Below are 25,869 nucleotides of genomic sequence, written 5' to 3'. Positions count from 1 at the left end.
GATCGGGTTCAGACGCGGTCGCGAACGCGGCGCTCGCGACCATAGAGCATGACGGAGACCAGGATGACGAGGCCGAAGAGGATCTGCTGATCACCCTTGGTGAATCCGTGTCCGGCGAGCACGGTGTTGAGCACCGTGATCAGCAGCACACCGGCGGTGGATTTGATGTAATCGCCACGAGCGCCGACGACGGTTCCGCCGACGACGACCGCTGCCAGGCCTTGGAACATGTAGTGCGCACCCTGGTCGAGGCTGACACTGCCCGCAAAGCCGGCGAGGAGGATGCCGACCAGGCCCCAGCAGAGTCCCGAGATGAGGAATGTGGTGACCCAGATCCGACGAGTGGGCACGAGGGCCAGGTTCGCAGCGCGCCGGTTCGCTCCCACGGCGTAGGTGCGCTTTCCCGCGGCTGTCCAGCGCAGGAAGACGGTGACGACGATGATCACCGCGAACCAGAAGATGACGATGGGGGGCAGTGGGATGAAGCCGAAGGTCTTCGTCACGGGCGAGAGCTGCTGCGACAGCCAGGACGGCACACTGCCGGTGAGGTTGCCGGCGGCGAGCACGTACACGATGCCGAGTCCGAACGCTCCGGAGCCGAGACTGACGATCAGCGGGTTCAGATCAAACCGGTGGCAGATGTAGCCCACGCCCGCCCCGATGAGACCCGTGCCAACGAGCGTGAGAACCGCGACGATCCAGAAGTCGATGCCCAGACGTGCGGGCAGCGCCACGACCGCGAGCCCCGCGGCGGGAATGAGCGACGCGGCGGAGAGATCGATTCCGCCGATGATCATGACGAGCGTGTGTCCGAGCGCGGCGATGCCGACCAGCGACGCGAGCACGAGCATGAGCGTGATACCGCCGACGTTCAGCAGCCCCGGCAGAGTGGCACTGCCCACAGCGAGGATGATGATGATCGCGATGACCTGCAGGACCGGGTACTCCTGCTGCACCTGCACAGCCCGATGCCACGCTTTGCGCCGCGGCGTCTGCTCGGTGCGAATCGTGACGGTGGGTTCTATCGTGGAGTCCTTCGTGAGAGTCATTTCGTGCCTCCTGCAGCACTCAGCTGGCGGCTGAAGATTATGGCGCCGACGAGAGCGGCGCCGTAGACGATCTGCATCCAGGACTGCCCGATGCCGGCGACGCCGAGCGCGCTCTGCAGCAGGTAGATGAACGCGACACCGGCCAGCGGCCCGACGATGCCGCCGCGGCCGCCCTCGATCGCGGTTCCGCCGAGCGCGATGGCGACCAGGCCCGGGATCAGATAGCTCTGAGCAGTGGACGCGTCCACCGCCCCTGACACTGCGACGAGAGCGAATCCGCCGATGCCGGCGACCAGACCGCCCATCGCGTAGGCGCTCAGGCGCACGCGATCGACGTTCACACCGCTCGAGAACGCCGCGGCGTCATTGCTGCCGGTCGCGAGCATCGTACGGATGAAGGGGGTCTGGCGAACGATCAGCCACAGAGCGATCGGTACGAGGATGAACAGCAGACCGATGGGGAAAGCCGACGAGCGGGCGCCGAGATCCGCCACCCAACCGGTCTTCGCGAACGCCGGCACCGGAGCGATCTTCAGGCACAGCCCGATCAGCACGAAGTTCATGCTCAGAGTCGCGATGAGCGGCGAGATCCGCAGCCGCGTGACGATGAAACCGTTGAGCATGCCGAACAGTGTTCCCACCAGGAGGATGATCGGGATGGAGATGACACCACCGAGCCCGGCCGGCACCAGCCACACCACGTAGATGGCGCAGCACATCGTCATCAGCGCGGAGAGCGAGAGATCGATCCCGCCGCCTCCTGCGAGAGGAGCCATGCCACTGGCCATGGCGACGAGCGCGAACGGCGCGAAGTAGAGGATCGTGTGCGTCCAGCTCATGTTCGGCTGGAGGATCATGTTGACGACCAGCAGGATGAGCGCGAGCACGAGCGCCGGAACGAAGTAGAAGCGGGCCACTGCGGTTGCCAGTTTCGCCGCACGGCGAGCGGTCGGCGTCGCCGCCGAGGGCTTGACGTCGGGTGCGATGGTGCTCATGAGGCTTCCTCCTGCTGTCCGAAGTACGCCGAGACGAGCCGCTCGCGGTCGAGCTCGGAGTGAGAGATCTCCGCGGCGATCGCATTCTCGCGGAACACGATCACGCGGTCCATGAGGTCGAGGTGCTCATCGACCTCGGACGAGAGCATGACGATGCACATGCCCTCGGCGGCAAGCTCTGAGATCACCCGGTACAGGTCTCGCTTGGCGTTGATGTCAATGCCTCGGGTGGGATCGTTCAACAGCAGCACCTCGGGATTCGCGGCGAGCCAGCGGGCGAGGATCACCTTCTGCTGGTTTCCTCCCGACAGAGTCGTGATCGCATCGCCGGCATCGCCGTACTTGATGGACAGGGCATCGCGCCACTTCTCCAGCCGCTTCGTCGCGCGCTTGGCATTGACGAAACCCGACCGTCGGTCCTGCTCGAGTGTGGCCACGGCGAAGTTGTCATGGATAGGCATCCAGCCGAAGATCGCGTCGGCGCGACGGTCACGAGGCAGATATACGATGCCGGCTCGCCTGGCCGTGAGCGCGGTGTCGATTTCACGCCTCTGCTTCCCGAACCGCTCGACGGTCCCGGCATAGGGCGCGCGGTGACCTGCCAGCGTGAGCAGGAAGTCTTCTTGGCCCTGTCCGTCGAGGCCCGCGAGCCCGACGACCTCGCCTCGTCGCAGCGTGGCATCGAAGGGAGCAGACCCCTCTGCCAGTGACAGCCCGGTCACTCGAACGGCTTCTGCGGCATCCGCCGCGCTCCCCTTGAGGCGGGTCTCCCGGTTGCGGGCGTCGACAGCCGCCAGTCCGCTCATGTGCTGCACCAGCTCGGCCGGAGTCCATTCGCCACGTCTGAACTCGGCCGTCGTCGCACCTGTGCGCAGCACCGTGATGCGATCTCCGACGATCTCCACCTCGTCCATTCGGTGACTGATGAAGAGCACGCTCACACCGGTCTGGGTGAGCTCGCCGACGATCTCGAGCAGTCGGTCGCGCACCGCGATGTCCAGCGCCGACGTCGACTCATCCAGGATCAGCAGGCGAGGACGGGAGACCAGTGCGCGGGCGATCACGCAGGCCTGCCGTTCGCTCAGGGACAGTGCCCCGATCGGAGTGTCAAGGTCGGGCACATAGCCGAGGAGGCGGTTCAGGCGCTCGCTCGCGAGCACTCGCTTGCGGTCTCGCGGGACCTGCCCGGTCAGCAGTCCCTCGACACCGAGCCAGACGTTCTCGAGCACGCTGCGAGCATCAGCGGTGAGCACCTCCTGGAAGACGGTGATGATGCCCGCCCCGCGTGCGGCCGCTGGATTCGCGAAGCCGGTCGTCTCCACACCGTCGATCGTGATCGTGCCCGAATCGGGGCGCTGCACACCGCTGAGGATCTTGACGAGGGTGCTCTTCCCGGAGCCGTTTTCTCCCATGAGCACGTGCACCTGGCCGGGGGCGATCTCCAGTGTGCACTCGCGAATGGCGCGGACGGGTCCGAACGCCTTTGCGATGCCCTGGACGCGGACTCCATCGGCCAGGGGCTCGCCACCGAAGTCTGCGCGTTCTCGCTGAGCAGATGTTGACATGAGCGGGGCTCCTCACGGCTGTCGACGGCGATGTCGAAGGTGACGACATCGGTGTCTCGGGTGTCGACGTCCTCGTCGAACTGGGTACGTGAATGCAACGCTACGGAAGCGGCGGCGAGACGGCCAAGACGAGAGAACCAAGGATTCATCCATGCACTGATATGGATCGTGCACTGATTCGTCCTTCTCTCCATGCACTCTCGGCATCAATCTGGTAAGTCAGGGTCGCGGTGTCGCGATCAAGCCATCAGGAGGTAACGCGTGGACTCTGGCCAGATCATCCGAAAGCTCGCAGAGACCAGCCCGGATCATGTCGCCGTCATCTTCGAGGACCGGTCATTGACGGCGTCCGAGCTGCTCGATCGCTCTTTCCGGCTCGCCAACGCTCTGCGAGCCTCGGGTCTTGAACCAGGCGACCGCATCGCGACACTCGGTGGCAATGCGCTGCGCAGCATCGAAGAGCTCGTCGGTCTCGCGATCGGAGGGTTCGTGCGAGTCCCCCTGCATCAAGGCAACTCTGCCGACCGCCACCGGCACATGATCGAGCACAGCGGAGCCCGCGCGCTGATCGTCGACGCCGGCGGTCTCCACGAGATCGGTGAGACGACATCGACGGCGGGACTGTCTGCTGTTCTCGTCGACGATGAGCAGGGCGCTTACGAGCAGGCGCTCGCCGAAGCATCCTCTGCCGACCCGCGCGTGGCGATCCGCCCTGGTGACTCGATCCAGATCGGTTATACGGGCGGAACGACCGGTCTACCCAAGGGCGCCATCCAGAGCCACCGTGGTTGGTTCGACGTCACGGTCGAGAACCTGCTCCTCATGGGGCCGCCCGACCCCGAGCACGATGTCTACCTGGCGGCAGGCCCGATCTCCGGCGCTGCCGGGTCCTACGTCTTCTCAGCTCTCGCCCGTGCCATGCCGATTGTGATCGCTCCCGATCGCACGGCTGCCACGGCAGCTCGGCTGGCTGTCGCCCACGGAGCGACCGTCATGCTCGCCCTGCCGCCGCTGATCGAGGAGCTCGCCGGCTCGGAGTCCTTCGACGCCGACGACTTCGAAGGGATGCGCATGGTCATCTCGGCCGGCGCACCCCTTCGCAGCCGCACTATCCGTGAGTTCATCACCCGTTTCGGGCCCATTCTCACTTTCGTCTATGGCCAGAGCGAGTGCCTGCCGATCGCCGCGCTGACGCCAGCCCTGATCCGTCGGGCACTCGCGGGCGAGCCGGAGCTGCTGCAGAGCTGCGGCCTGCCGACCCTGCGCTCGCGCATCGTCATCGTGGATGCCGATGGCCGGGAGGTGCCTCGCGGCGAGGTCGGCGAGATCGCCGCCGACGCCGCAGGCGCGATGGTCGCCTATTGGGCGAATCCAGACGCAACGCGGAATAAGTTCACGGCCGACGGCCTGGTTCGCACCGGCGACATCGGCCTGTTACGCCACGACGGCGTCCTCGTACTCAGCGATCGCGTCGAGGACGTTCTGACCGTCGACGGTCACGCGGTCTACCCCTCCGCCGTCGAGGATGCGCTCTTCGATCACGCAGCGGTGCGCGAAGTCGTCGTGATCGGACAGGATGATGACGATCTCGGCCAGTTGCCCCGTGCGATCGTGACGCTCAGAGAGGCGGATGCCACGGACGCCGATGAACTGCGGACCTGGTGGCGCAGTGACAGCCGGCTGGCCGTGCTGCCGCTGCAGATCGAAGTCGTCGACGGCGACCTGCCGCGGACTCCAGCGGGGAAGCTCTCGCGCGCGCTGATCCGCGAAGCGTTCAGCGCATCACGCGCCTGAGACGCGCATGCCCTGGCTCTCGCCGGGAGCGAGCACGATGTCGAAGCGCACATCCGCCCAGCATTGGCCCCCGACATCGCGTCCGTCCGGGGTCGCGACGGCACCCTCGTGGTGCGCGAAATCCATGATGAGCGATTCTTTGACACCGAAGACGCTGTCGCCGATCTCCAGTTGCTCGTCGCCGCGCACGAAGATGTGGGTGACGAGAGTGCGATAGCCGGGCGCGGTGACCATGAAGTGCAGGTGCGATGCCCGCACCGGTGAGCGCCCGGTCGCCGCGAGCATCTTGCCGACGGGTCCGTCATACGGAATCGGATAGGGAGTCGGAAACAGCCCCCAGAAGTTGTAGTCGCCGCGCGTGTCGGAGAAGAGATGGGCTCGAGCGGCAGTGCGGCCGTCGTCATACTGCACGTCGTAGAAGCCGTCTTCATCGGCCTCCCAGACCTCGATGCGAGCGCCCGGGATGGGATCTCCGTCGGTGTCGCGCACCGAACCGGTCACGAAGCAGGGTTCACCTGCGGCGCCGAACGACATGTCTCCGCCGAGAGGGATCTCCGGCGCATCCTCGACGAAGAAGGGCCCGAAGACGGTCGCCTCGGTGGCATCGCCTTGAGCCTCGTTGTTCATCGCCACGACCTGCATGGAGATGCCCAGGGTGTCCGACAGGAGCACGAATTCCTGACGGTTCTCCGAGGTGATGTGCCCGGAAGCGGTGAGAAACGCGATGGCGGCGTTCCATTCCGCTTCCGTGAGCCGGACATCGCGGACGAAGGCGTGCAGATGCTTCACGAGTGACTGCATGACCTCCTTGAGACGCGGGTCCTCGGTCTTCTCGAACGATGCGACGACGGTGTCGATGAGATCCTGTTCACGCCGCTGCTGCTCTGCGCTGATCTGAGCCATACTCTGCTCCGCTTCTATTGGACTTCTTCACCGGCCCAGGCTGCGCGCAGGAGGCGTTCGACATCTGCAGCCGTGACCGGTCGGGGGTTGGATGCCGGGATCGCCTTCGCCGAGAGTTCAGCGGCCTCGGGGAGGTCGGACTCCTTCAGCCCGATCTCGGCGAGCGATCCCGCGATGCCCGATTCGCGACGCAGCTCGAACAGTCCGCGGGCCGCTGAGGTTCCGCCCACCGCGGAGAGGATGCGGTCCGCGGCAGCGGGAGCAGCGGGACTGTTGAACGCCGTCACGTACGGCAGCACGATCGCGTGCATCTCAGAATGCGAGAGGCCGTAGGCACCGCCGAGCACGTGACAGATCTTGTGGTGCATTCCGCTGCCGGCGCTCGCGAATGCGACCGCTGCAAGGTATGCACCGTAGAGTGTCTTCTCGCGCGCTTCGAGATCTGCCGCGTCGGCACTCAATCCGCGAAGTCCGGCGACGAGAGTACGCAGGCTCTCCGCACCCATGGCGGTATTGATCGGGTCCGCGCGCGGTGCCCAGAGTCCATCGACGGCGTGCGCCATGGCGTTCATCGCACTGGCTGCGGCAAGGTGCGCGGGCAGCGTCGCTGAAAGGGATGCGTCGTAGACGATGGCCGCCGGCAGCACCTTCGGGTCGACTCCGGTCACTTTGCGATCGTCTTCGGTCAGCCCCCACACATCGGTCGCCTCGCTGCCCGCGAAAGTGGTGGGCACGGCGATGATCGGCAGCCCAGTGTCGCGTGCGACGATCTTTGCGAGCCCCGTCGAAGACCCTCCGCCGACCGAGATCACGGCATCCGCTGCTGTGCTCCCCGCGAGCTCGACCGCCTGTCGGGCGTTCTCGGCCGGAACGTGCTGCACGACGTCGTCGATGCGAGCCGCGACGGAGACGCGGTCAACGATCTCATCAGTCAACGCCACGGTGAAGGCATCCCCGATGAGCAGGACTCGTTGGAAGCCGTGTTCCTCGACAACGCGCTCGAGAAGCTCGACGGCCTGGCCCGTGCCGAACAGCACGCGCTGTGGCAGTGTCGTGTGATCGAATGCGATCGTCATCTTCCGCTCCTGGTCGATCAGCCGGCGAGCGCTGTGCGCGCGGCCTGCACGAGAGAGGTCGGGCGTCGGCCGATCAGCTGCTCGAGTGCGGTCGAGTCGGTGTCGAGCACTCCCTTGGCGATCTCGGCGTCTGCCGAAGCCGTCCACTGCGCGAATCCTTCCGGTGCCCCCGTGGCGACGATCGCGGCGATGAGCTCATCGCCGTCATGATCGCGGTATTCGACGGGCTTGCCTGAGACCTCGGCGAGAGCCGAGGCGAATTCTTGGAGCGTGACCCCCTCGCCGCCGAGCTCGAACGTCTCGCCCGGCTTCGGTTCGAGCAGCACGACCGCCGCCGCATCCGCGTAGTCCTTGCGTGTCGCCGCCGCGATGCGGGCTCCGCCTGCACCGCCCAGCAGCATTCCCTGCGCCACCGTGCCTGCGGCACCGGCGGTGTAGTTCTCGGTGTACCAGCCGTTGCGGAGCACCGTGTACGGAAGACCCGAGCCCGCCAGCGCCGCCTCGGTCGCGCGGTGTTCATCAGCGAGGATGAGCGTCGACGAGTCGGCGTTGATGAGGCTGGTGTAGCCGATGAACGAGACACCGGCTCGCTTGGCGGCGTCGATGACGTTGCTGTGCTGTGCGAAGCGCTGACCGATCTCGCTTCCCGAGACGAGCAGCAGTCTCTCGACGCCGTCCAATGCGGTGTCCAGAGATGAGGGATCGTCGTAGTCCGCCTGACGAATGGCGACGCCCTCTGCTGCGACCTTCTGCGGGGTGCGAGCGATGGCGACGATGTCTGCCGCGGCGACACCGCGCTCCAGGAGAGACTCGATGATGAGGGCGCCCAGCTGGCCGCTGGCTCCCGTGACGGCGATCTTCATTTCCGCATTCCTCCGAGGTTCGCGTTCAGGGTGTGGGGATCTTCTTGAAACGGCTGTGATGGAACACGAGTGGCGAGACGTCTCGTGCCTCCTCGACGCTGTGGACACGCAGGACCACGAGTGTGTGATCGCCGACGACCTGCTCCAGCTCGACGGAGCATTCGAACGTCGCCGATGCGTCATCGAGCAGGATGGCCCCCGAAGGGGTCAGCCGCCATTCGAGACCGGCGAACCGATCCGGCACCTTCACTGCTAGCTGACGGGCCGCCACGCTGTGCTCCTCGCTCAGCACGCTGATGCCGATGCGCGCTGCGCGCCGAAGGTGCGCCCATGTCGAGGAGCCCTCGAGGATGTAGACCGAGACCAGCGGCGGGTCGATCGACACTGATGTGAAGGAGCTGCAGATCATCCCATGCGGCTGCGCGCCGGGAACTCCATCCGGATCGGTGGCGCACATCGCGACCACACCGCTGGGGAAGCACGAGAACACGCTGCGCAGAGACGCGGCATCCAGAGTCACCTGAGGCGACTCTACGACTTCAGCCAACACGAACCGTTCCTCCATCCACATGCATGACCTGAGCAGTCATCAACTCGGCTTCGTTCGAGACGAGATACGCCAGCGTGCCGACGAGATGCTCGGGAAGCATCTTCGTCTGCACGCTCTGCGTGGTGGCGACAGCGCCGAAGACCTCCTCATCGACGAAGCTCAGGAGGCCGTCGGTGCGGACCATGCTCGGTGCGATCGCATTCACGGTGATCCCGAACTGACCGAACTCGGTCGCCAGCGCACGGGTGAGTCCGACGACGGCCGACTTCGACGTGCCGTAGTGCGATCCGTTCGGCACCGCGACCCATGCCGAAGAAGAGCTCATGTTGACGATGCGCCCCCACCCCGTCTTGGTCATCGCCGGCGCCAACGCCCGGGTGACGAGGAACATCGAGTCGAGGTTGATCGTCATCATGCGGCGCCACTGGTCGAACGTCATCTCCAGGAACGGGATCGGCGGGTCGGGGTGGATCGCGGCGTTGTTCACCAGGATCTGCACGGGCCCGAACTCGCGCTCGACGGTCGCGGCGGCGGCGGATACGGCTTCAGGATCGGAGATGTCGACCTTGACGGCGAGCGCGCGACCGCCGGCGGCGGTGATCGCGTCGACCGTTTCGGCGCCGTCGCCGAGGTCGAGAATGGCGACGGCGGCGCCGTCTGCTGCGAGCCGCTCCGCGAAGGCCCGGCCGATGCCGCGCGCTCCGCCGGTGACGACCGCGGTCTTTCCATTGAGATCTGACATCTCGTTACTCCTCTGCGGTTCTGCGCTGCTCAGTAGACGGACTCGGCTTCGCCGAGATGGATCATGCCGATGCGCTGCATCAGCTGGCCGTACTGCGAGACGTTGTGCGAGCGATACATCTGCACGTCGCGCTGGTAGCGCTGCATGCGCTGCCCCTTCTTCGCGGCGCTCGCACCGGCCGAGCGGTAGAGCATCTCGACGACCTCGCACGCCATATCTCCGGCCTGGATGAGCTGGCCGAATCCTTCGACGTCCATCGCGCGGGTGTACGGGCTGCCGGTCTCCGCCGTGATGCGGCTGCGCTCTTCGAAAACCTCGTTCACATGGATGAGGATCGATTCGGCCGAGTCGGTCTTGACGATAGCCGTGCCGAACTCGCGCTGGTGCTGGGGATCCTTGGACCGCTGCTGCTGCGGGGGCAGCAGCGTCGTGCGTGAGGTGATGATCTCGCGGTATTCGTCGATCGCGGCACGCGCCGTGCCCACCATGACCGAGACGAGCTCGGTCATCAGGAAGGTCTGCGGAATCCCGAGGTAGATCGGGTTGCCGTGGTACTCGAGCCCGGGTGATGTCGAGATCGTCGGCACGGTGAGCCAATCGCCGTCGACGACCCAGCTCTCCGGAACGAACTGGCTCTCGACGAGGATGCTGTTCGATCCGCTCGCACGCATGCCGAGGATCTTGTCGCCGCCCCAGTCGTCGATGCGCGAGAACTGCTCGGCAGAGACCATGGCGTTCAGGAACTTCTTCGGCGCCCCATCGGGCTGCCCCTCGAGCATCACACGGACGATGGCGTGCGTCGCATAGGGGTTGCCCGACTGGTAGGGCGAGCGGGCGTTGATGATGTAGCCGCCGTCGACCTTCTTCGCGGTGCCGGCGGGCGGCATCGACTGCGAAGAGCGGAAGTAGCCCGTGTCATTGTTGAACACCTGCTCCTGTGCCTCGATCGGCCACCACGAGGCGACCGACAGCGCGTGCCCGTGTCCGAGTGAGTAGCACCAGCCGCTGCCCGGGTCGCCCTGCGCGATCTCCATGACCGTGCGGGCGAAAGCGGTGGGACCCAGCTCGAGGCCACCGAAGCGCTTGGGTGTGAGCAGGTGGTAGAGGCCGAGGTCGACCATCTGCTGGTGGACTTCTTCGGTGTAGTAGCCGAGTTCTTCTGCCGTATCCTGCTGCTCGCGGAGCAGGCCGCGCAGTGAACGTGCAGCTTCGACGATCTCATCGGCGGTGGCCGTGCGGTCGACTGTCGTGATGGTCATCATGCTCCTTCGCAGCTTTTCGATGGGGCACTGCCTCGTGCGCCTTTCTACATAGTAGACGCTATCGTCTCGTAAAGACAACTCCGACATTCTGAGCGATTCCAATGAAAACGGGACAGAGCTGTGAACTACGGCACAGCCCTGTCCCGTAAATGGGTCAGCGGTCTCAGCGACCCGGGTAGAGCGTCGCTCCGATCACACGGCGCTCGGCGACTGCATCCAGCATCGCTGCGATCCCCGAAAGATCCGTTTCGGAGTCAAGGATCGCCCCGAAGTCGAGCGCACCGGACTCGAGCAGGTCGATCGCAGCCGGAGTGTCGCGACGGATGCCGAAGCCACCCTGCTGGCTGCCGTGCACGGTCTTGCCCTGGCAGGCCAGGGGCGTGGCCGGGAACTCCACAGACGCACCCATGTTCAGGGGCACACTGGAGAGCACGACAGTGCCCCCGGCCGGAGCCATCGCCCATGCCTGCTGCATCCCCTCGGTCGAAGCGGAAGCCTCGAAGACCATATCGGCACCCCGGCCCAGCGGTCCGCCGCGATCGGGACCCGCAGCCTGCACAGCGGCGACAGGGTCGACGTCGGTGGGGTCGATGACGAGGTCAGCACCGGTGGCCGCCGCCACCTCGCGGCGAGCGGCGACAGGGTCGATGCCGATGACGGTGCGGGCTCCGGCGAGCTTGGCCGCCTGCACGTAGCTGAGCCCGCAGGGCCCGAGGCCCACCACGGCGACTGTGTCAGTCGGCTTGATTGCCGCGATGCGGAGCGCCGGGCCGATACCGGAACTGCCACTGATCGTCAGGAACGACAGCACGTCGTCGCCGAGTTCCGTGTCGACGGCGACCAGCTGAGACTGGGGCACGATCGCCGCTTCGGCGAACGAACCGACAGCGCTCGATGCGTGCACGCCGAGGCCGTCCTTTGTACGTGCGATCGCCGGACCATCGAACTGGATCTGTGCGCACCAGTCCGGTCGGCCATTGCGGCAGTACCAGCAGTCATCGCACTGGGGCGTGCCATAGATCAGCACACGATCGCCGATCTTGACGGCGGTCACCGCGTCGCCGATGCGCTCGACGATGCCCACGCCGCCGTGACCGAGCACCCGCGGCAGCGGACCGGGGCCGCCCTGGTTTTCGTCCCGGATGAAGAGCTGGTCCGATATCGATACGTTCGATGCGGTCACCCGCACCTCCACATACTGGGGATCGAGTTCCTCGAGATGCTCGAGCTCCTCGACGCCGAACTGCACGGTGCCGTCCTCGGCCCGCCCCCGCAGAACTGCGGCTCTGAATGCACGGGTCATGGTGTTCCTCTCACTCGGTGGCTCATCACGCGCGCGTGAGCGCGACGCTGGGTCCTGGGCGGTCGACATAGGCGATGGCCCGCCTGCCGCTGACAGTCACGGACAGTTCGCCGATGCCGTCGATCCGCAGCGTCACCACGTCACCATCGACGATCGGACCGACCCCTGCCGGAGTCCCTGTCGCGATCACATCGCCTGGCTCCAATGTCATCACAGAACTGGCATAGGCGATGACCGCGGGCACGCTGTAGATCAGCTTGGCCGTCGTGCTGTCCTGCTTGAGCTCGCCGTTCACCTCAAGGCGCAACGCGACATCGCCGGGATCGCCGAACTCGTCGGCCGTGACGACCACCGGGCCGAGAGGGGTGAAGGTGTCGAATGACTTGCGAGTGGAGCGGTCCTCGGTGGATCGCACGGTGATATCCAGCACGCCGGTGTATCCGTAGACATGATCGAGCGCCTCATCCAGAGGGATGTCTCGGCCACCGCGCCCGATCACGACGGCGAGCTCGCCCTCGTAGTCGGTGCGCTTGTCGGTGTATGGCAACTCGATGACTCCACCGGGTCCGGTGACCGAGGTGCTGGCTTTCAGGAACACCCCCCAATCCAGGATCGTGTTCGAGTCGGGCATCTCGTCGACATGCTCGTAGTAGTTCGCCGGCGCCCCAAGGATCTTCCCCGGTCGCAGCAGCGGAGCGTCCCACGCGACGTCGGCGATCGGCACGCTCGGCGCAGACGCCAGCATCCCTTCATCGATGCGGATGCCACGACGGATGACCTCGTGAAGCGGTCCCTGCGGAGCATCCGATCCGACGAGGTCCGTGACGTCTCGGACCACCGGCTCCTGCACGACGCCGAGTCGGCCACCGTTGAACAGACCGATCCTCATGACAGCACCCGCTCGGACTCGAGTGGTTCATAGACGTCGCGATGCGGCGGGATCACCGGCAGCGGAACGTCGCCGGAGGTCGTGTAGATCCAGTCGATGAAGCGTCGATCATCCGGTGCGATCGTGCGCAGCAGCGCATCGCGCTGATCGGCCTCGCTGCCCGCGACATGGCTGAGCTCTCCCCAGAAGCGCGAACCGCGCTGCACCGCCGATGAGCGGTCGAAGCGGCGCCTCTCGAACTCGTTCCACGCAGCCGGGATGTCGTCGGGAAACTCAGTGAGGACTGCGGCGAGCGCCACTGCATCCTCCATCGCCTGACCTGCACCCTGCGCGAGGTACTGGTGCGTCGGGTGAGCCGCGTCGCCGGTGAGTACGACCCGGCCTTTCGACCAGCCGGCCTGCGGGGCACGGTCGAACTGCACCCACTTGTGCGAACGATCTATCTTCGAGAGAAGACCCCTCACGAACGGACTCGCGGCCGCGAAGGCCTCGTCGAGTTCTTCCTCGGTGCCCCAGCCTTCCGAGCCCACCGGGGCACGGTCGCTGCGGAACGAGACGACGACGTTGACCTCGCTGCCGCCGCGAATCGGATAGTGCATCACGTGGTGATGCGGGCCAGTGCGCAGGGTCACGGCGTTCTCGACGTCATCCGTGCGCGCGATCGTGCCGCGGTAGATGACGTACTGCGATGCCAGCGGGACCTGGTCGTCGATGACGTGTCGGCGAACACGCGAGCGGATGCCGTCGGCGCCGATCACCGCGCGACCCTCATGGACCGCGCCTTCGGCGGTGGTCACGCGAACCCGGTCGCCCAGATCCTCGATGCCGTCGATCGTCTGCCCCGGGATGATCGTGACGTTCCCGGTCGACTCGGCCGCCTTCATGAGGCCCGAGAGCAGATCGCCGCGGTGCATCACTGCGTACGGCTCCTCGTAGAGCGCGCGGAACTCATCGTCGAACTCGAAGGCGACGACCTCCTCATCGGTGTTCACGTCTCGCATGACGGCACGACCGGGCAGCACTTCCTTCTGTGCGAGATGCTCACGCACTCCGAGGTCACGGAGGATGCGCATCGCGTTGGGGCCGACCTGAAGACCGGCGCCGACCTCGGCGATGACGGCCGCACGCTCAAGGAGTCTTACAGGGATCCCGGCTCGCCCGAGAGCGAGCGCGGCGGTGGCGCCGCCGATGCCGCAGCCGACGATGAGGACTTCGTCACTTCGTTCTTCCTGTGCCATGTCACTTCTCCGGTGCAGCGTCGGCGCTCTGCTCGCGCAGCAGGCCGAAGGGCTCGTAGATCGGACGGTCGGTCATCTCGAAGAGGACGACGTCACTGCCCTCTTCAGCGAAGTGCTGGTACCAGTTCCAGGAAGGGACGACGAAGAAGTCGTCTTCTTCCCAGTCGAAGCGCTCGCCGTTGATGATGCTGTGACCGCGACCCTCGAGTACGCAGAACACTTTGCTCGGGGTGTGTCGACGCGCGAGGCCGTGGCTGCCCGCGGGCACCATGCTCAGCGAGCAGCCGATCGTTGCGATGACCGGGCCACCCGTGAGCGGGTTGACGTAGTCGATCGATGCCCCCTCAGCCGGTGATCCCTCGACTTCGTGCAGCGCGAAGAGGGTCTTGCGCGCCCGGTCGTACGGATACTTGTTGATCGGCGAGTAGGTCTTCTTCCAGGTCTCCTTGACACCTGAGGGAACCAGACCCGCACCATAGCGGGCGACGCTGGCGTCTTCGGGCTGGTTGAGGGGCTGGAGCCCGTCTTCATGCTCCTCCGCGAACTGGGCGTGCTGACCTCGCACGAATGGGACGTCGAGTCCGTCCAGCCAGATCATCGGCTCATCGGCCTGCAGGCGATGATCGTGCCACGCGTACTGCGGGGTGAGCACGAGGTCGCCTCGATGCATGAGCACCGGCTCGCCGTCGACCGTGGTGTGGCCGCTGCCGTGCAGCAGCAGGCGGATCGCACTGGGCGAATGACGATGCGCGCCGGTCTCCTCACCCGGGAGCACGAGCTGATAGCCGGCGACGATGTTGTGGCTCGTGCCGAAGACGCGCTTCGGGTTCGACGCGTTGAGCGCCCGACGATCGTAGTCGTCATCCTCCGTCATGACATCCGCTGATTCGTGCAGCAGCGGGTAGATGTCCTTCGCCCGCCAGACGTACGGAACCTCGTCGAGCGTCGGCTCGGTTGCCATCGTGCCGGGGATGGTCCAGAGCGCGGCCACGTTGGCCTGCTTGAGCCGCTCGTAGTAATCGGTCTTGACTGCTTTGTCGATCGCCATGACGTCGCCTCCATTGAAACGTCAACGGATAGTCCGTTGACTGACTATTTCGACCACCGTATCCAGATGGCTCGAAGTGTGTCAATGCGTAGCGCGGTCATCATGGGGGTTCGTATCAATCGGCGCCGGACCCGTATCAATAGGGCACATGATTCGACCTCAAAGTCATCCGTCGACGGAATAATCGATCAGATGGGCATCATGGAAGACTCGCGCCGCGTTCCCGCCGCGCTGCTGCTCGTGCTCGGCACGCTGACCGCGATCAGTACTCTGGCGACCGATATCTACCTACCGGCGATGCCGGTCATGGCGGCCGATCTGCAGACCGACGCTTTATGGATCCAGACGACGCTGAGCGCATTCATCCTCGGCATGGCCGCGGGGCAACTCTGCTTGGGCCCGCTCTCCGACGCGGTCGGTCGCCGATGGCTGCTCATCGGCGGATCAGCCATCGCTCTCATCGCAACAGTGCTCGTCGCGCTCGCGCCGAACGTCGAGATGCTCATCATCTGGCGGGTGCTCCAGGGAATCGGTTCAGCCGCAGGCGTCGTGATCGGCCGGGCCATCGTATCCGACCTCGCCGATGAGGAGAATACCGCACGCGCTTTCTCGATCCTCGGCCTGATCGGCGGCGTCGGGCCCATCATCGGCCCTCCAGTGGGCGGCCTGATCCTCGGCTGGGCCGCGTGGCCGGTCATCTTCTGGATTCTCGCCGCGCTCTGCCTCATCGCGCTTCTCGGTGTCATCCTGCTCGTGCCCGAGACTCTGCCGGCGCAGAACCGCGTCAGCGGTGGACTGCCGGCCTTCTTCCGCTCGACGGCCGGCCTGCTCAACGACCGCACGTTCCTCTCCGCGACCCTGATGATGTGCTTCGCCGTCGGCGCGACTTTCGCTTATATCGCAGCATCCCCCTTCGTCATCCAGACGATTCTCGGCTTCGACGCCATGTCCTACACGATCATCTTCGCGATCAACGGGATCGGTCTGACCCTCAGCGGCGCCATCGCCGCGAAGACCGTCGGTCGGGTCAGCGAGACCACGCTCTGCCGCTTCGGACTCTCCGCTCTGACGCTCGGCGGCACCATCCTGCTGCTTGCGACCGTGTTCGACGCATTCACGGCGTGGCTCGTGCTCCCCGCTCTGTTTCTCATTCCGACAGGTATGGGCGCCGTCTTCGGACCGGGAACGGCGCTCGTCATCCGCAACGCCCGGCGCACGGCGGGTACCGCCATGGCGCTACTCGGCTGCGGACAGTTCATCTTTGGCAGCATCGCCGCACCGCTCGGCGGTGTGGGCGGCGCCACCGAGAGCCTGCCCGTCGCACTGGTGATTGTGATCAGCGGGGCCATCGCACTCGGTCTAGTGCAATGGCTCACCGCCACCCGCTCGCTCGATTCGAGGAACACGGCGGAAGTAGCTTCCGCCGAGCGATGAATGCCGCCTCGCTACACCGGCTCGGCCTGCTTCCCGGACGCCTCGGGATCGGCATCCCCGCCGACGGTGCCCTCGACGACGGGAAGGATGATGCCCAGCGGCATGGTGCTGGTGTCGAGCAGCTCGTTGTCCTCCTGCCCCTCGACGAGCTCTTTCGCCTCCGCCTTCGTCTCCACCGTCGGGAAGGAACCGAGCAGCGGGCGCTTTGCCGTCTCCTTCATCGTCAGCATCGCGATTCCCCCGAGAGCCGCGAAGAACATGATGTAGAACGCGGGCATGTAGGTGTTGTCGGTGAGATCGATCAGCGCCTGACTGAACAGCGGCGTCGTGCCGCCGAACAGCGACACGGCAAGGTTGTAGGCGACCGCCATCGCGCCGAAACGGGATGCCGTCGGGAACAGCGCAGGCAGAGCGGATGCAGAGATCGCGACGTAGAACGCGACAGGGATCGCGACCATCGCCAGCGCGATGAACACCGCCCATTCCTGGCCGATCTGCATGATCGAGAACGCCGGCACCATCAGGATGATCGTCGCGCCGACCGCGATGCCGTACACGGGCTTGCGTCCGATGCGGTCAGAGAGCTTGCCTATCAACGGCAGACACGCACTCATCACGATGAGCACGGGCACGGTCGCGATGGCGGCCATGAGGTTCGACACCCCGACTTCGGTCTCGAGGTAGGTCGGCATGTAACTGGTCAGCGCGTACCCCGCCGTGTTGGTCGCCGACACCAGCGCGATGCCGATGAGCACCTCGCGCCAGTGATGACGGAAGATGCCCGGGATGCCGTGGCGTCCGAGCGGGTCGTCCTCCTGCCCGGCGCGAGCGTCCTCTGCTTCTGCTTCGAAGGCCGGAGTCTCGGGGATCTTCAATCGGAACCAGATCGCCACAGCCCCCAGCGGGATCGCGACGAGGAATGGGATGCGCCATCCGTAATCGACCATGGCGCCGTCGCCGGAGATCCCCTCGACGATCCACGTGGTCACCGCGACCGTCGAGGCACCGGCGGCGAAGCCGATGTACGAGCCGACGTCGAGGAACGATGACCAGTACCCGCGTGAGCGGTCGGGCGAGAACTCCGAGACGTAGGTCGTGGCACCGGCGTACTCGCCGCCAGTGGAGAAGCCCTGGATCATCTTCAGCAGATACAGCGGCACGATCGCCCAGAGGCCGATCGCCTCTGATGTGGGAAGAAGACCGATGAGGGCGGTCGCCGTGGCCATCATCGCCATGGTGACGAACAGCACCTTCTGCCGGCCGATCCGATCCCCCAGCGGTCCGAGGATGAAGCCACCCAGAGGCCGCACAAGGAACGAGATCGCGAAACCGAAGAGTGTCAGCAGCAGACCGAGGCCGCCCGATGCATCACTGGTGAACACGGCGGTCAGCGTCACCGCCAGGTAGCCGTAGATGCCGAAGTCGAACCACTCCATGAAATTTCCGACGACGGTGCCGGTGATCGCTGTTCTCAGCTTCGACTTCTTGACGACGAGGACATCGTCGACTTCGAGACGCCTGCGGCGCGTGATCGCTTTCTTTCGGCTGGGCATCGGGTTCTCCTTCTGGGCCGATTGAATGGCATCCAAGCTACGCCGACGCGCGCCATTGAGCCACAGCATCGGCGGCGTTGCCGCAACTTTCCCGCGTGCTGCGCGGATTCGGGTCGCGATTCGTGGAAGTGCGCCAATCACATCTACGGTGAGATCCAGCGCACTAAGCACAACGCCGGTGTGCACCTGGACCCAGCGCGAAAGGACCGTGCATGACCCCGCGCAGCCGTCGCCCTGTGATCTTCGCGATCATCGCGCTGTGCCTGGTCGCCACCCTGATGCGGCCGGCGATCACCGCGGTCGGGCCGGTCATCGACCGCATGTCGCAGGACACCGGCATCCCGCTCGCGCTGCTCGGATCGCTCTCGACGATCGTGCTCATCACCTGGGCGATCGTCTCCCCGTTCGCCCACGGCGTCGGCCGTCGGTTCGGACTGGGCGGAGCCGTACTCGCGGCGATGGGGCTGCTCGCCGTCGGCGTGGTCGTGCGCTCGCTGCCTGGTTCGACGGCCTGGCTGTGGGTCGGCACGGCGATCATCGGCGTCGCCCTCGCGATTGGCAACGTGTTGCTGCCGGCTGTGATCAAACGCGACTTCCCGCTGCGCGTGCCGATGATGATGGGCGTCTACTCCGCGCTGCTCGGCGGCGCAGGAGCCGTGGCATCGGGACTCGCCGTGCCGATCGCGAATCTCACCGGCAGCGACGTCGGGGCCGGATGGCGCGTCGCACTGCTTCTCACGGGTGCAGCCATCGCGCCGCTCGCACTCTTCGTGTGGTGGTTCGTCAGCCGGCACGAGATGCGAGCGATGCGCGGAAGCACTGCAGCTCCGGCATCCCGCCTCGGCATCTGGCGCGACCCGATCGCCTGGCAGGTCGCCGCCTACATGGGCGTGCAGTCGACGACGTTCTATGTGCTGGTCACCTGGCTCGCGACGATGTCGCTCGCTACCGGTCGCAGTGACACACTCGCCGGTGTCGACGTGATGATCTACCAGATGTTCTCTCTGGTGGGAGCCCTCACCGTCGCCTTCGCCATGCGCGGCCGCGGCGCGCGCATCACTCCAGGCGCGCTGCCGCTGCTCGGCTTCGTCGGCATCATCGGCCTGATGATCTGGCCGGAGGCCATCGGCATCTGGGTCGTGCCGCTCGGCGTCTTCTCCGGGCTGTCGCTCGGCGTCTCGTTGACCCTGATGGCTCAGCGTGCCCGCGATCACCACACGTCATCCGCACTGTCGGGGATGTCGCAGTCGGTCGGCTATGCCATCGCGGCCATCGGACCAGCGCTGTTCGGAGCCGTGCACGCGATGACCGGGAACTGGACGGTTCCGCTGATCATCCTGCTGGTGACGATGACGCTGCAGGGCGTGTTCGGCGCCTTCGCCGCACGCGACCGGTATGTGCTCGAGCGCCCGTGACCCTCGTGAACCTGCAAAACCACGCCCAAAGAGCGTCGATTCGCTGCGGGCTCGGCGTGGTTTTGCGGGTTTGGGCGCTCAGTCCTCGGCGGCGCGCGTCGCCTTGCGATCGGCGATGAGCGTGTCGCGCACCTTGCGGCGCAGCACCTTGCCGATGAGGGAGGTCGGCAGCTCTTCCCACACCGTGTAGGCGCTCGGGCGCTTGTACTCGGCGAGGCTGTCACGGGCGGCGGCACGCGCAGCATCCTCGTCGAAGGACGCACCCTCTTCGAGGACGACGACGGCCGTCACCACCTCGGCTCCGCTGCCGCGCGGAATGCCGACGACAGCGCAGGCCGCCACGCCAGAGACCGAGGTGATCACCTGCTCCACCTCGCTCGGCGACACGTTGAAGCCACCGGTGATGATGAGCTCCTTCTTGCGGTCGACCACGGTCACGAATCCGTCTTCGTCCTGCACGACGAGGTCGCCGGTGCGCAGCCATCCGCCATCGAGCAGCGTGGCTGCGGTCTCCTCCGGGCGCTTCCAGTACCCGTGGAACACCTGCGGACCGTGGATGAGAAGCTCGCCGACCTCGCCCAGCTCGACCTCGCGAGTGGGCTCATCCGGGTCGACGACCTTGATGTCGGTGGAGGGGAACGGCAGGCCGATCGCGCCGATGCGGCGAGCATCCGTGAAGGGGTTCGCCAGGGCGACGGGGCTCGTCTCGGTGAGACCGTACCCCTCGTTGAGCATGCTGCCAGCCTGGTCTTCCCAGCGCTTCACGATCGCAGGGGTCAGCGTCATCGCGCCAGAGATCGCGTAGACGACGCCGGTGAGATCGAGCTTTCCCTCCTTGGAAACGCGCGAGAGCCGATCGAACATCGGCGGAACGGCGGGCACGAACGTCGGCGGGAACTTCTTCGCCGCCTTCTCGACGAGCGCAGGATCGAAGGTCGGGAACAGCACCGCGCACGACCCGGTCTCGACCGAGTAGATCACCGAGAGCAGAACGCCGAAGGAGTGGAACATCGGCAGCAGCCCGTAGATGCGGCCGTCGCCGCGGGTAAAGTCCGGCATCCACGCCTTGCCCTGGCGGGCGTTGGACCACAGGTTCGAATGCGTGATGATCGCGCCCTTGGGCGTTCCGGTCGTGCCCGACGTGTACTGCAGGCAAGCGATATCGGATGCTTCAGGGCGAGGATGCGACGACGGCAGCGGCTCGCTCTTCTCGAGTTGCGCGAACGGTGTCGCCCCGGGAGCGGGAGCCGTGAGTTTCTCGCGCGATTCGCGAGCCTTTGCGATCGGCAGGCGCAGCGCAAGACGCATCCCGAACGGCATCGCGCGCGTGATGTCGACGGCGATGATGTCACGGATGCCGAGGTCGGCGGGAAGCGCCTGCAGCGTCGGCACGATCTTGTCCCAGGTGATGACGACGGTCGCGCCGTGGTCACGGAACTGTACTTCGAGCTCGTCGCGGGTGTAGAGCGGGTTGTGCTCGACGACGACGGCACCCAGGCGCAGTACGGCGTAGAACGCGATGACGTGCTGGGGCGCGTTCGGCATGATCAGCGCGACACGGTCGCCGGCCTTCACTCCTCGCTCGCGCAGAGCGTTCGCCACGCGAGAGACGCGGTCGCCGAGTTCGCGGTAGCTGACCGTGCGATCGAAGAACGCGATCGCCGGTCGGTCGTTCCATTCGGCGACGCGTTCGTCGAGCAGATCGCTGAGGGAACCGGTGACCGGCTCGATGTCGATCGGAGTGCCCGGTGCGTAGAACTTGTTCCAGGCGCGCGTCTCGTTCAGGTGCATAGCGAAAGCCTACGCGGGAGCAGCCTCCGAGCGTCGTCTCGCGCGCAGCACCGATGCGAGAAGGGTTTCCCGCCTTCCGGGGCGCCGGAGGCCGTGAAACTCTTCTCGTATCGCATCACATCGATCGCCTGCTGCGTGACCATGCAAGCTCCACGAGCTACGCGGTCGTGAAGGGCAGCACGAGGCGGGACGGATGCTCCGCGTCGCGGTAGACCTTGTGCATCACGGGTCGGCCGACAGGCAGGTGGAATGCGTCGGGCGGCAGCAGCGAGTTGTGCTCGTCAGCCAGCGGCTCATCGTTCGATAGCTCGGCGATGAAGCGGTGACCGGGCAGCAGCGTGGCCGCGAACGGGTAGATCCGCAGCACGTACTCCTCGATCGCACCCGGCTCGACCGGCACCGCGCGCGTGTGCGGGTGGATCGGATTTCCCTCCGAAGTCCGTGAAGGATCCAGCTCGCGGTGCGATGCCTTCAGATACGCCGAGGTCAGCAACTGGCGCTTGCCACCGGGCGCCTCATCCCAGAACCGTATGATGAGGTTCGTGTCGGGCTGATCGATCTCGACGAACAGATGCGCGGCACCCGTTCCGATCATCTCCGTCGGCTCTTCGAACACCGGAGTCGCCCAGCGCAGCACCTCGACCTTGTCGGTAACGGTGAGCGGCGCCTGATAGAAGCCGTCGGGGGCGGCAGCCGTGGCATCCATCGTCTCGGGCTCCGTCGACAACCGGCCCCGCGTGCGCAGGTACAGTGGGCGATGCGAAACGGGCTTCGGGGGGAACTGGTCGCCGGTCGCGTACTCGCGCGTGCCCTCGACGAACACACTCACCGGCGCCTCGTCCATCACGCCGTTGTCGATGCCCTTGATCCAGTAGTCGTACCAGCGGAACATCTTGTCGTGCTCTTCGACCCACGGCCGGGACTGCATCGGGGGGTACGACCCGATCGTCAGCTTCTTCGGCCCGCCCAGCTGGTTGTAGGCCTCGATCGTGCCGTCGAGAGTCCAGCCGCGGCCCTGATCGATCTGCAGCCACACCGGCACCTCGACCTGCGAGGCGAGGTTCACGGGGTTGCGCTCCTCGTACCATTCGCCGTCGAGCTCGTTCGTGATGATGTCGAACCAGGCTTCGTGATTGGTCGGGTAGTGCAGCGTGTGCACGAGGTTCGGCCACGCCTGCACATCCGGGTCCGCCAGCCGCTCGGCGACGCGGGCCTTCACGTCTTCATCGGACAGCGTCTCCAGCATCCGGCTCTTGACCCGATCGGTGAACGCCCAGCCGCTGTCACCGCCTCGTCCCTCGCGAGCGGCGCGCGGCATGAACCACATGATGCCGCCGTGATACGTGGTCTCGTAGAAGTCGTAGTGGCCGCCCGAGATGAACAGGGCCTTCAGGTGCGGGGGGCGCTCGGCAGCGGCGAGCAGCTGCATCGATCCGAAGTACGAGATGCCGATCATGCCGACCCGGCCGTCGCACCAGGGCTGCTCTGCGACCCACTCGATGAAGTCGTAGGCGTCCTCGCCGAGCGAGACGCCGCCGGCGTTGTAATTGCCGATGTGCTCGCCCTCGGATCCGCCCGAGCCGCGCAGGTCACCGATGACGTGCACGTAGCCCTCGTCGATGACGCGTGCGATGTCGCCGGCCTCGATGCAGCCGTCCCACATCGGCGAGGGCCTGCGCTGCGGCGGCATCGTCAGCGCGAGCGCCTGCAGCTCCTTGCCGTAGGGGCTCAGCGCCACCAGTGCCGGGCGAGGCTCATCAGCAGAGGCGCCGTACGCGTCAGCGACGAGACCTACGCCGTCGCGCATCGGGACGCGCAGGTCCTTGTGGACGCCGAAGGAGCGGCCTCCCGCCTGGATTGTTCGCGTTTCGTGCATCTTCGTCCTCGTCTTAGGGTCTGCTCGTCAGCGAGCATCACATTCCGACTAAAGTTTGGCATAATAAACTACTAAACTCAAGAAGCGTGAGCGAAAGATCGGACCATCCCGGATGCTCACGGCGTGGTGACGAAACGGAACGCGAACTCCTCGGCGCGATGCACAGCCTGACGCCAGCCGATCGGCAAGCCTCCCGTCGCGAAGAAGACCGTTTCGACTGCCAGAAGCGGGCTTCCCAGTCGGACGTCGAGGCTTGCGGCCTGCTCCGCGTTCGCAGCGATCGCCCGAGCATCATGTTCCGACCGCTCGACAACCAACCCGTACCGCCGATCAAGGATCGCGAGCATGGATCCGCCGTCATCGAGGTCCGTTCTGGTCGGACTGAATTCGTCGGGAACCCGGAAGTACAGCAGGTTACTCGCGAACGGCTTGCCTTCGACGGTGATCAGGCGCGTAAAGCGCAGAAGGCGTTCCCCGGGCTGTGCGCTCAAGCGCTGTCCCACCTCCACGGGTGGGACGGCATACGTAAGCCCCGCAACACTGGAACGCGGTTCGAGCCCTCGCTCCAGTAAGTAGCGATGAAGATCTCCGGGGCGCGTATCCACCGGCCGCTCGATCCGCGCGCCTGCGACGGGGAACGTCCCCCTCCCCTGGCGCCGGTAGACGTATCCTTCGAGAGTCAGTTCCTTCAGCGCTTGGCGAATCGGCGCACGACTGACATCGAATCGTTCCAGCAGCTGCGCTTCGGTCATCGGATTATCGGCGTCGGCTGCGCCGTCGACGATCTCAGCCCGGAGAATGTCCTTGATCTGACGGTACATAGGGATGCCCGAGGTGAGATCCAACTCCTGCGCGACCATGTGCGCCTCCGATTCAATCGCGTGAGCCCGACCCGCAACTCGCTCCATCCATCCTGCCGGAAACCGGCTGACGGCGAATGTGCTGCCAACCGCGATTCAGGCTCCCGCGAGAACACCTTCCGAAGACAGTGCCTCTGCCTCACGGCCGGCGGCCATGAGCTGGGCGAACCGCATCGTCTCCTCGGCGACCTTCCGGAGTTGGCGATCAACGTTGTGATCATCGCAACGGCCATCCGCGAACGTGGTGTGGGTTGTATTGATGGTGGCACCGTACGGCGTCACCCATCCGCGGAGCGCATGGACGACCACGCGCAGCCCCGCGAGCGTTGTGACTGCCGCCTGCCACCCATAGGCGGTGACGATGAGGCCCACCGAGCGATCGGCGAGATACGGGCGCTCATCGTCGCGCAGATCCTCGATGTGATCGAGCGCGTTCTTGACCAGTCCTGAGATCGAACCGTGGTAGCCCGGCGATGCGACGATCACACCGTCCGCGCGGCGCAGTTCCGCGACGAGATCGTCAGCGATCGAATCGGATGCTGCGGCATCGGGCGAGTACATCGGCAGCTGCGCGAGTTCGGTCCCCCCGAAAAGGCGCGTGGTGGCCCCGGCGAGCTCCGCGTGTCCAAGTGCGATGCGCAGAGTCTGCTCGCTGGACGATCCCGATCGGGTCGTTCCACCGAGTCCGACGATGTGCAGAGGACGAGTCATGATGCGGCCCTTTCGAATTCGTTGCGATAACCGTTCAGAGTGGTGAAGAAGGGGGACGGTTCCAGTGTGGGGTCGGCCGCGTACGCCATGTCGGCGGCGACCAGGGCGAATGGATCGTAGGCGCTGTCCTCGCGTGACAGCCCGCGCTGGAACTGTGCACGAGCGCGATCCGCGATTCGCTCCTCGACATCGAGACTGGTGCGGATCGCGCCCAGACCATCGGCGCCATGGAGCTCGATGCCATACGGGTGTCCGACGGGATTGCGGAAATGGTGGCCGAGGTAGACCCGTGCCGGCTGAACCTCGTCGTGGAGATACTGCAGACTGCGCCGATAAGCGGTGGGGTCTTCATAGCCCGGGAACCCGTTCGCGGCGCCGTTCACCTGCACGGCATCACCGACGAACGCGGCGTTCTGCTGGTCGAGGACGTAGGTCACCGATCCGGGTGTGTGACCCGGCGTGTGATGAACCGAGATGGTGACGTCGCCTCCCAGCGAGAGCGTCTCGCCTCCGTGCAGCTCAATCGACGGCTCCATCTCTCCCGAGATCACCTCTGCCGCCATCGCCTGCTGCTTCGCGACCCCGTCCGGGTCGTTCAGATAGCGCTCGCGCGTCTGCACATAGCTGTCGACGTGAGCTGATCGACGCCGCAGCAGCCCGGCGTCGGCTTCGTGGATCGCAACCTGAGCGCGACGTCCTGTCGTCTCCCATGCGGCCACTGCGCCGCCGACATGGTCGGGGTGACCATGTGTGACCAGGATCCATCGGACATCCTCGAGATTGCGCCCGAGATCCTCAAGCGCTGGCGCGATGCCGTCACGGGGAGATACTGCGATCCCGGTGTCGATGATCGCCGGCTCCGGGGCATCGATGAAGAAGCTGTACAACCCGAACCGCCCCCAGGGGGAGACGATGGGATGGACCTTCACAGGGTTCGACATTCTCACTCCCA

The 25,869-nt window shown here is 65.7% G+C and carries 22 protein-coding genes; 3 read left to right on the top strand and 19 right to left on the bottom strand.

All coding sequences use genetic code 11. The features are described 5' to 3' along the window. Positions 1-8 precede the first annotated feature (8 nt). The 3 genes from ACTU6V_RS02380 to ACTU6V_RS02370 are packed head-to-tail and all read right to left on the bottom strand — an operon-like array spanning position 9 to position 3,609. The gene (locus ACTU6V_RS02380; RefSeq protein WP_443469925.1) at positions 9-1,049 is read right to left on the bottom strand and encodes an ABC transporter permease; all 1,041 of its coding nucleotides are present in this window, start codon (positions 1,047-1,049) and stop codon (positions 9-11) included. Beyond that, complete coding sequence (locus tag ACTU6V_RS02375) at positions 1,046-2,044, bottom strand: ABC transporter permease (protein ID WP_443469924.1); 999 nt, start codon at positions 2,042-2,044, stop codon at positions 1,046-1,048. The genes ACTU6V_RS02380 and ACTU6V_RS02375 overlap by 4 nt, the downstream gene beginning before the upstream one ends. Further along, entirely contained in the window at positions 2,041-3,609 is a 1,569-nt protein-coding gene (locus ACTU6V_RS02370) for a sugar ABC transporter ATP-binding protein (protein ID WP_443469923.1), read from the bottom strand. The genes ACTU6V_RS02375 and ACTU6V_RS02370 overlap by 4 nt, the downstream gene beginning before the upstream one ends. A gap of 261 nt (positions 3,610-3,870) precedes the next feature. Between ACTU6V_RS02370 and ACTU6V_RS02365 the strand changes: the two genes are divergently transcribed. Continuing rightward, positions 3,871-5,403: a class I adenylate-forming enzyme family protein gene (locus ACTU6V_RS02365; RefSeq protein WP_443474821.1), complete on the top strand. Its 1,533-nt coding sequence runs from the start codon at positions 3,871-3,873 to the stop codon at positions 5,401-5,403. On the opposite strand, the gene ACTU6V_RS02360 is transcribed toward ACTU6V_RS02365, so the two are convergent. The 10 genes from ACTU6V_RS02360 to ACTU6V_RS02315 form a co-directional block, all read right to left on the bottom strand. Continuing rightward, positions 5,392-6,306 (bottom strand): hydroxyquinol 1,2-dioxygenase, encoded by a 915-nt coding sequence (locus tag ACTU6V_RS02360; RefSeq protein ID WP_443469921.1) that lies wholly within the window; start codon positions 6,304-6,306, stop codon positions 5,392-5,394. The genes ACTU6V_RS02365 and ACTU6V_RS02360 overlap by 12 nt on opposite strands. A 14-nt stretch (positions 6,307-6,320) precedes the next feature. Further along, positions 6,321-7,382, bottom strand: coding sequence for a maleylacetate reductase (locus ACTU6V_RS02355; RefSeq protein WP_443469920.1), 1,062 nt, complete (start codon positions 7,380-7,382; stop codon positions 6,321-6,323). 17 nt (positions 7,383-7,399) lie between these two features. After that, the gene (locus tag ACTU6V_RS02350) at positions 7,400-8,245 is read right to left on the bottom strand and encodes an SDR family oxidoreductase (protein WP_443469919.1); all 846 of its coding nucleotides are present in this window, start codon (positions 8,243-8,245) and stop codon (positions 7,400-7,402) included. A 25-nt stretch (positions 8,246-8,270) separates the two neighbouring features. After that, positions 8,271-8,795 (bottom strand): flavin reductase family protein, encoded by a 525-nt coding sequence (locus ACTU6V_RS02345; protein ID WP_443469918.1) that lies wholly within the window; start codon positions 8,793-8,795, stop codon positions 8,271-8,273. Then, positions 8,785-9,537, bottom strand: coding sequence for an SDR family NAD(P)-dependent oxidoreductase (locus ACTU6V_RS02340; protein WP_443469917.1), 753 nt, complete (start codon positions 9,535-9,537; stop codon positions 8,785-8,787). Before ACTU6V_RS02340 ends, ACTU6V_RS02345 begins: the two co-directional genes overlap by 11 nt. Positions 9,538-9,566: 29 nt before the next feature. Continuing rightward, complete coding sequence (locus ACTU6V_RS02335) at positions 9,567-10,796, bottom strand: acyl-CoA dehydrogenase family protein (RefSeq protein WP_443469916.1); 1,230 nt, start codon at positions 10,794-10,796, stop codon at positions 9,567-9,569. A 166-nt stretch (positions 10,797-10,962) separates the two neighbouring features. Continuing rightward, positions 10,963-12,102, bottom strand: coding sequence for a zinc-binding dehydrogenase (locus ACTU6V_RS02330; protein ID WP_443469915.1), 1,140 nt, complete (start codon positions 12,100-12,102; stop codon positions 10,963-10,965). A 25-nt stretch (positions 12,103-12,127) separates the two neighbouring features. Then, positions 12,128-12,991 carry a fumarylacetoacetate hydrolase family protein gene (locus ACTU6V_RS02325; protein WP_443469914.1) on the bottom strand — a complete coding sequence of 288 codons (864 nt, stop codon included), beginning with the start codon at positions 12,989-12,991 and terminating at the stop codon, positions 12,128-12,130. Continuing rightward, positions 12,988-14,229 (bottom strand): FAD-dependent oxidoreductase, encoded by a 1,242-nt coding sequence (locus tag ACTU6V_RS02320; RefSeq protein ID WP_443469913.1) that lies wholly within the window; start codon positions 14,227-14,229, stop codon positions 12,988-12,990. The genes ACTU6V_RS02325 and ACTU6V_RS02320 overlap by 4 nt, the downstream gene beginning before the upstream one ends. A gap of 1 nt (position 14,230) precedes the next feature. Continuing rightward, positions 14,231-15,277 (bottom strand): cupin domain-containing protein, encoded by a 1,047-nt coding sequence (locus ACTU6V_RS02315; RefSeq protein WP_443469912.1) that lies wholly within the window; start codon positions 15,275-15,277, stop codon positions 14,231-14,233. A 192-nt stretch (positions 15,278-15,469) separates the two neighbouring features. On the opposite strand from ACTU6V_RS02315, the gene ACTU6V_RS02310 reads away from it, so the two are divergent. After that, positions 15,470-16,711 (top strand): multidrug effflux MFS transporter, encoded by a 1,242-nt coding sequence (locus ACTU6V_RS02310; protein WP_443469911.1) that lies wholly within the window; start codon positions 15,470-15,472, stop codon positions 16,709-16,711. 11 nt (positions 16,712-16,722) lie between these two features. Here the strand turns inward: ACTU6V_RS02310 and ACTU6V_RS02305 are convergent, their stop codons facing one another. After that, positions 16,723-18,264, bottom strand: coding sequence for an MFS transporter (locus ACTU6V_RS02305; protein ID WP_443474820.1), 1,542 nt, complete (start codon positions 18,262-18,264; stop codon positions 16,723-16,725). A 212-nt stretch (positions 18,265-18,476) separates the two neighbouring features. Between ACTU6V_RS02305 and ACTU6V_RS02300 the strand changes: the two genes are divergently transcribed. After that, complete coding sequence (locus ACTU6V_RS02300) at positions 18,477-19,679, top strand: MFS transporter (protein WP_443474819.1); 1,203 nt, start codon at positions 18,477-18,479, stop codon at positions 19,677-19,679. Positions 19,680-19,757: 78 nt separating this feature from the next. Here the strand turns inward: ACTU6V_RS02300 and ACTU6V_RS02295 are convergent, their stop codons facing one another. The 5 genes from ACTU6V_RS02295 to ACTU6V_RS02275 all read right to left on the bottom strand — a co-directional run bounded on the left by ACTU6V_RS02295 (position 19,758) and on the right by ACTU6V_RS02275 (position 25,858). Beyond that, on the bottom strand, positions 19,758-21,470 hold the full coding sequence (locus ACTU6V_RS02295) for a long-chain-fatty-acid--CoA ligase (RefSeq protein WP_443474818.1): 1,713 nt from the start codon (positions 21,468-21,470) through the stop codon (positions 19,758-19,760). Between the two features lie 157 nt (positions 21,471-21,627). Then, complete coding sequence (locus tag ACTU6V_RS02290; RefSeq protein WP_443474817.1) at positions 21,628-23,346, bottom strand: CocE/NonD family hydrolase; 1,719 nt, start codon at positions 23,344-23,346, stop codon at positions 21,628-21,630. 116 nt (positions 23,347-23,462) lie between these two features. After that, a complete protein-coding gene (locus ACTU6V_RS02285; RefSeq protein WP_443474816.1) occupies positions 23,463-24,206 on the bottom strand; it encodes a GntR family transcriptional regulator in 744 nt (247 codons plus the stop codon). A gap of 96 nt (positions 24,207-24,302) precedes the next feature. Next, complete coding sequence (locus tag ACTU6V_RS02280) at positions 24,303-24,917, bottom strand: NADPH-dependent FMN reductase (protein WP_443474815.1); 615 nt, start codon at positions 24,915-24,917, stop codon at positions 24,303-24,305. Then, positions 24,914-25,858 (bottom strand): MBL fold metallo-hydrolase, encoded by a 945-nt coding sequence (locus ACTU6V_RS02275; RefSeq protein ID WP_443474814.1) that lies wholly within the window; start codon positions 25,856-25,858, stop codon positions 24,914-24,916. Before ACTU6V_RS02275 ends, ACTU6V_RS02280 begins: the two co-directional genes overlap by 4 nt. Positions 25,859-25,869 lie beyond the last annotated feature (11 nt).

It is taken from the genome of Microbacterium zouquanmingi, assembly GCF_052266675.1.
Taxonomy (GTDB): Bacteria; Actinomycetota; Actinomycetes; order Actinomycetales; family Microbacteriaceae; genus Microbacterium.
This window is presented reverse-complemented; position numbering and strand designations above follow the sequence as displayed.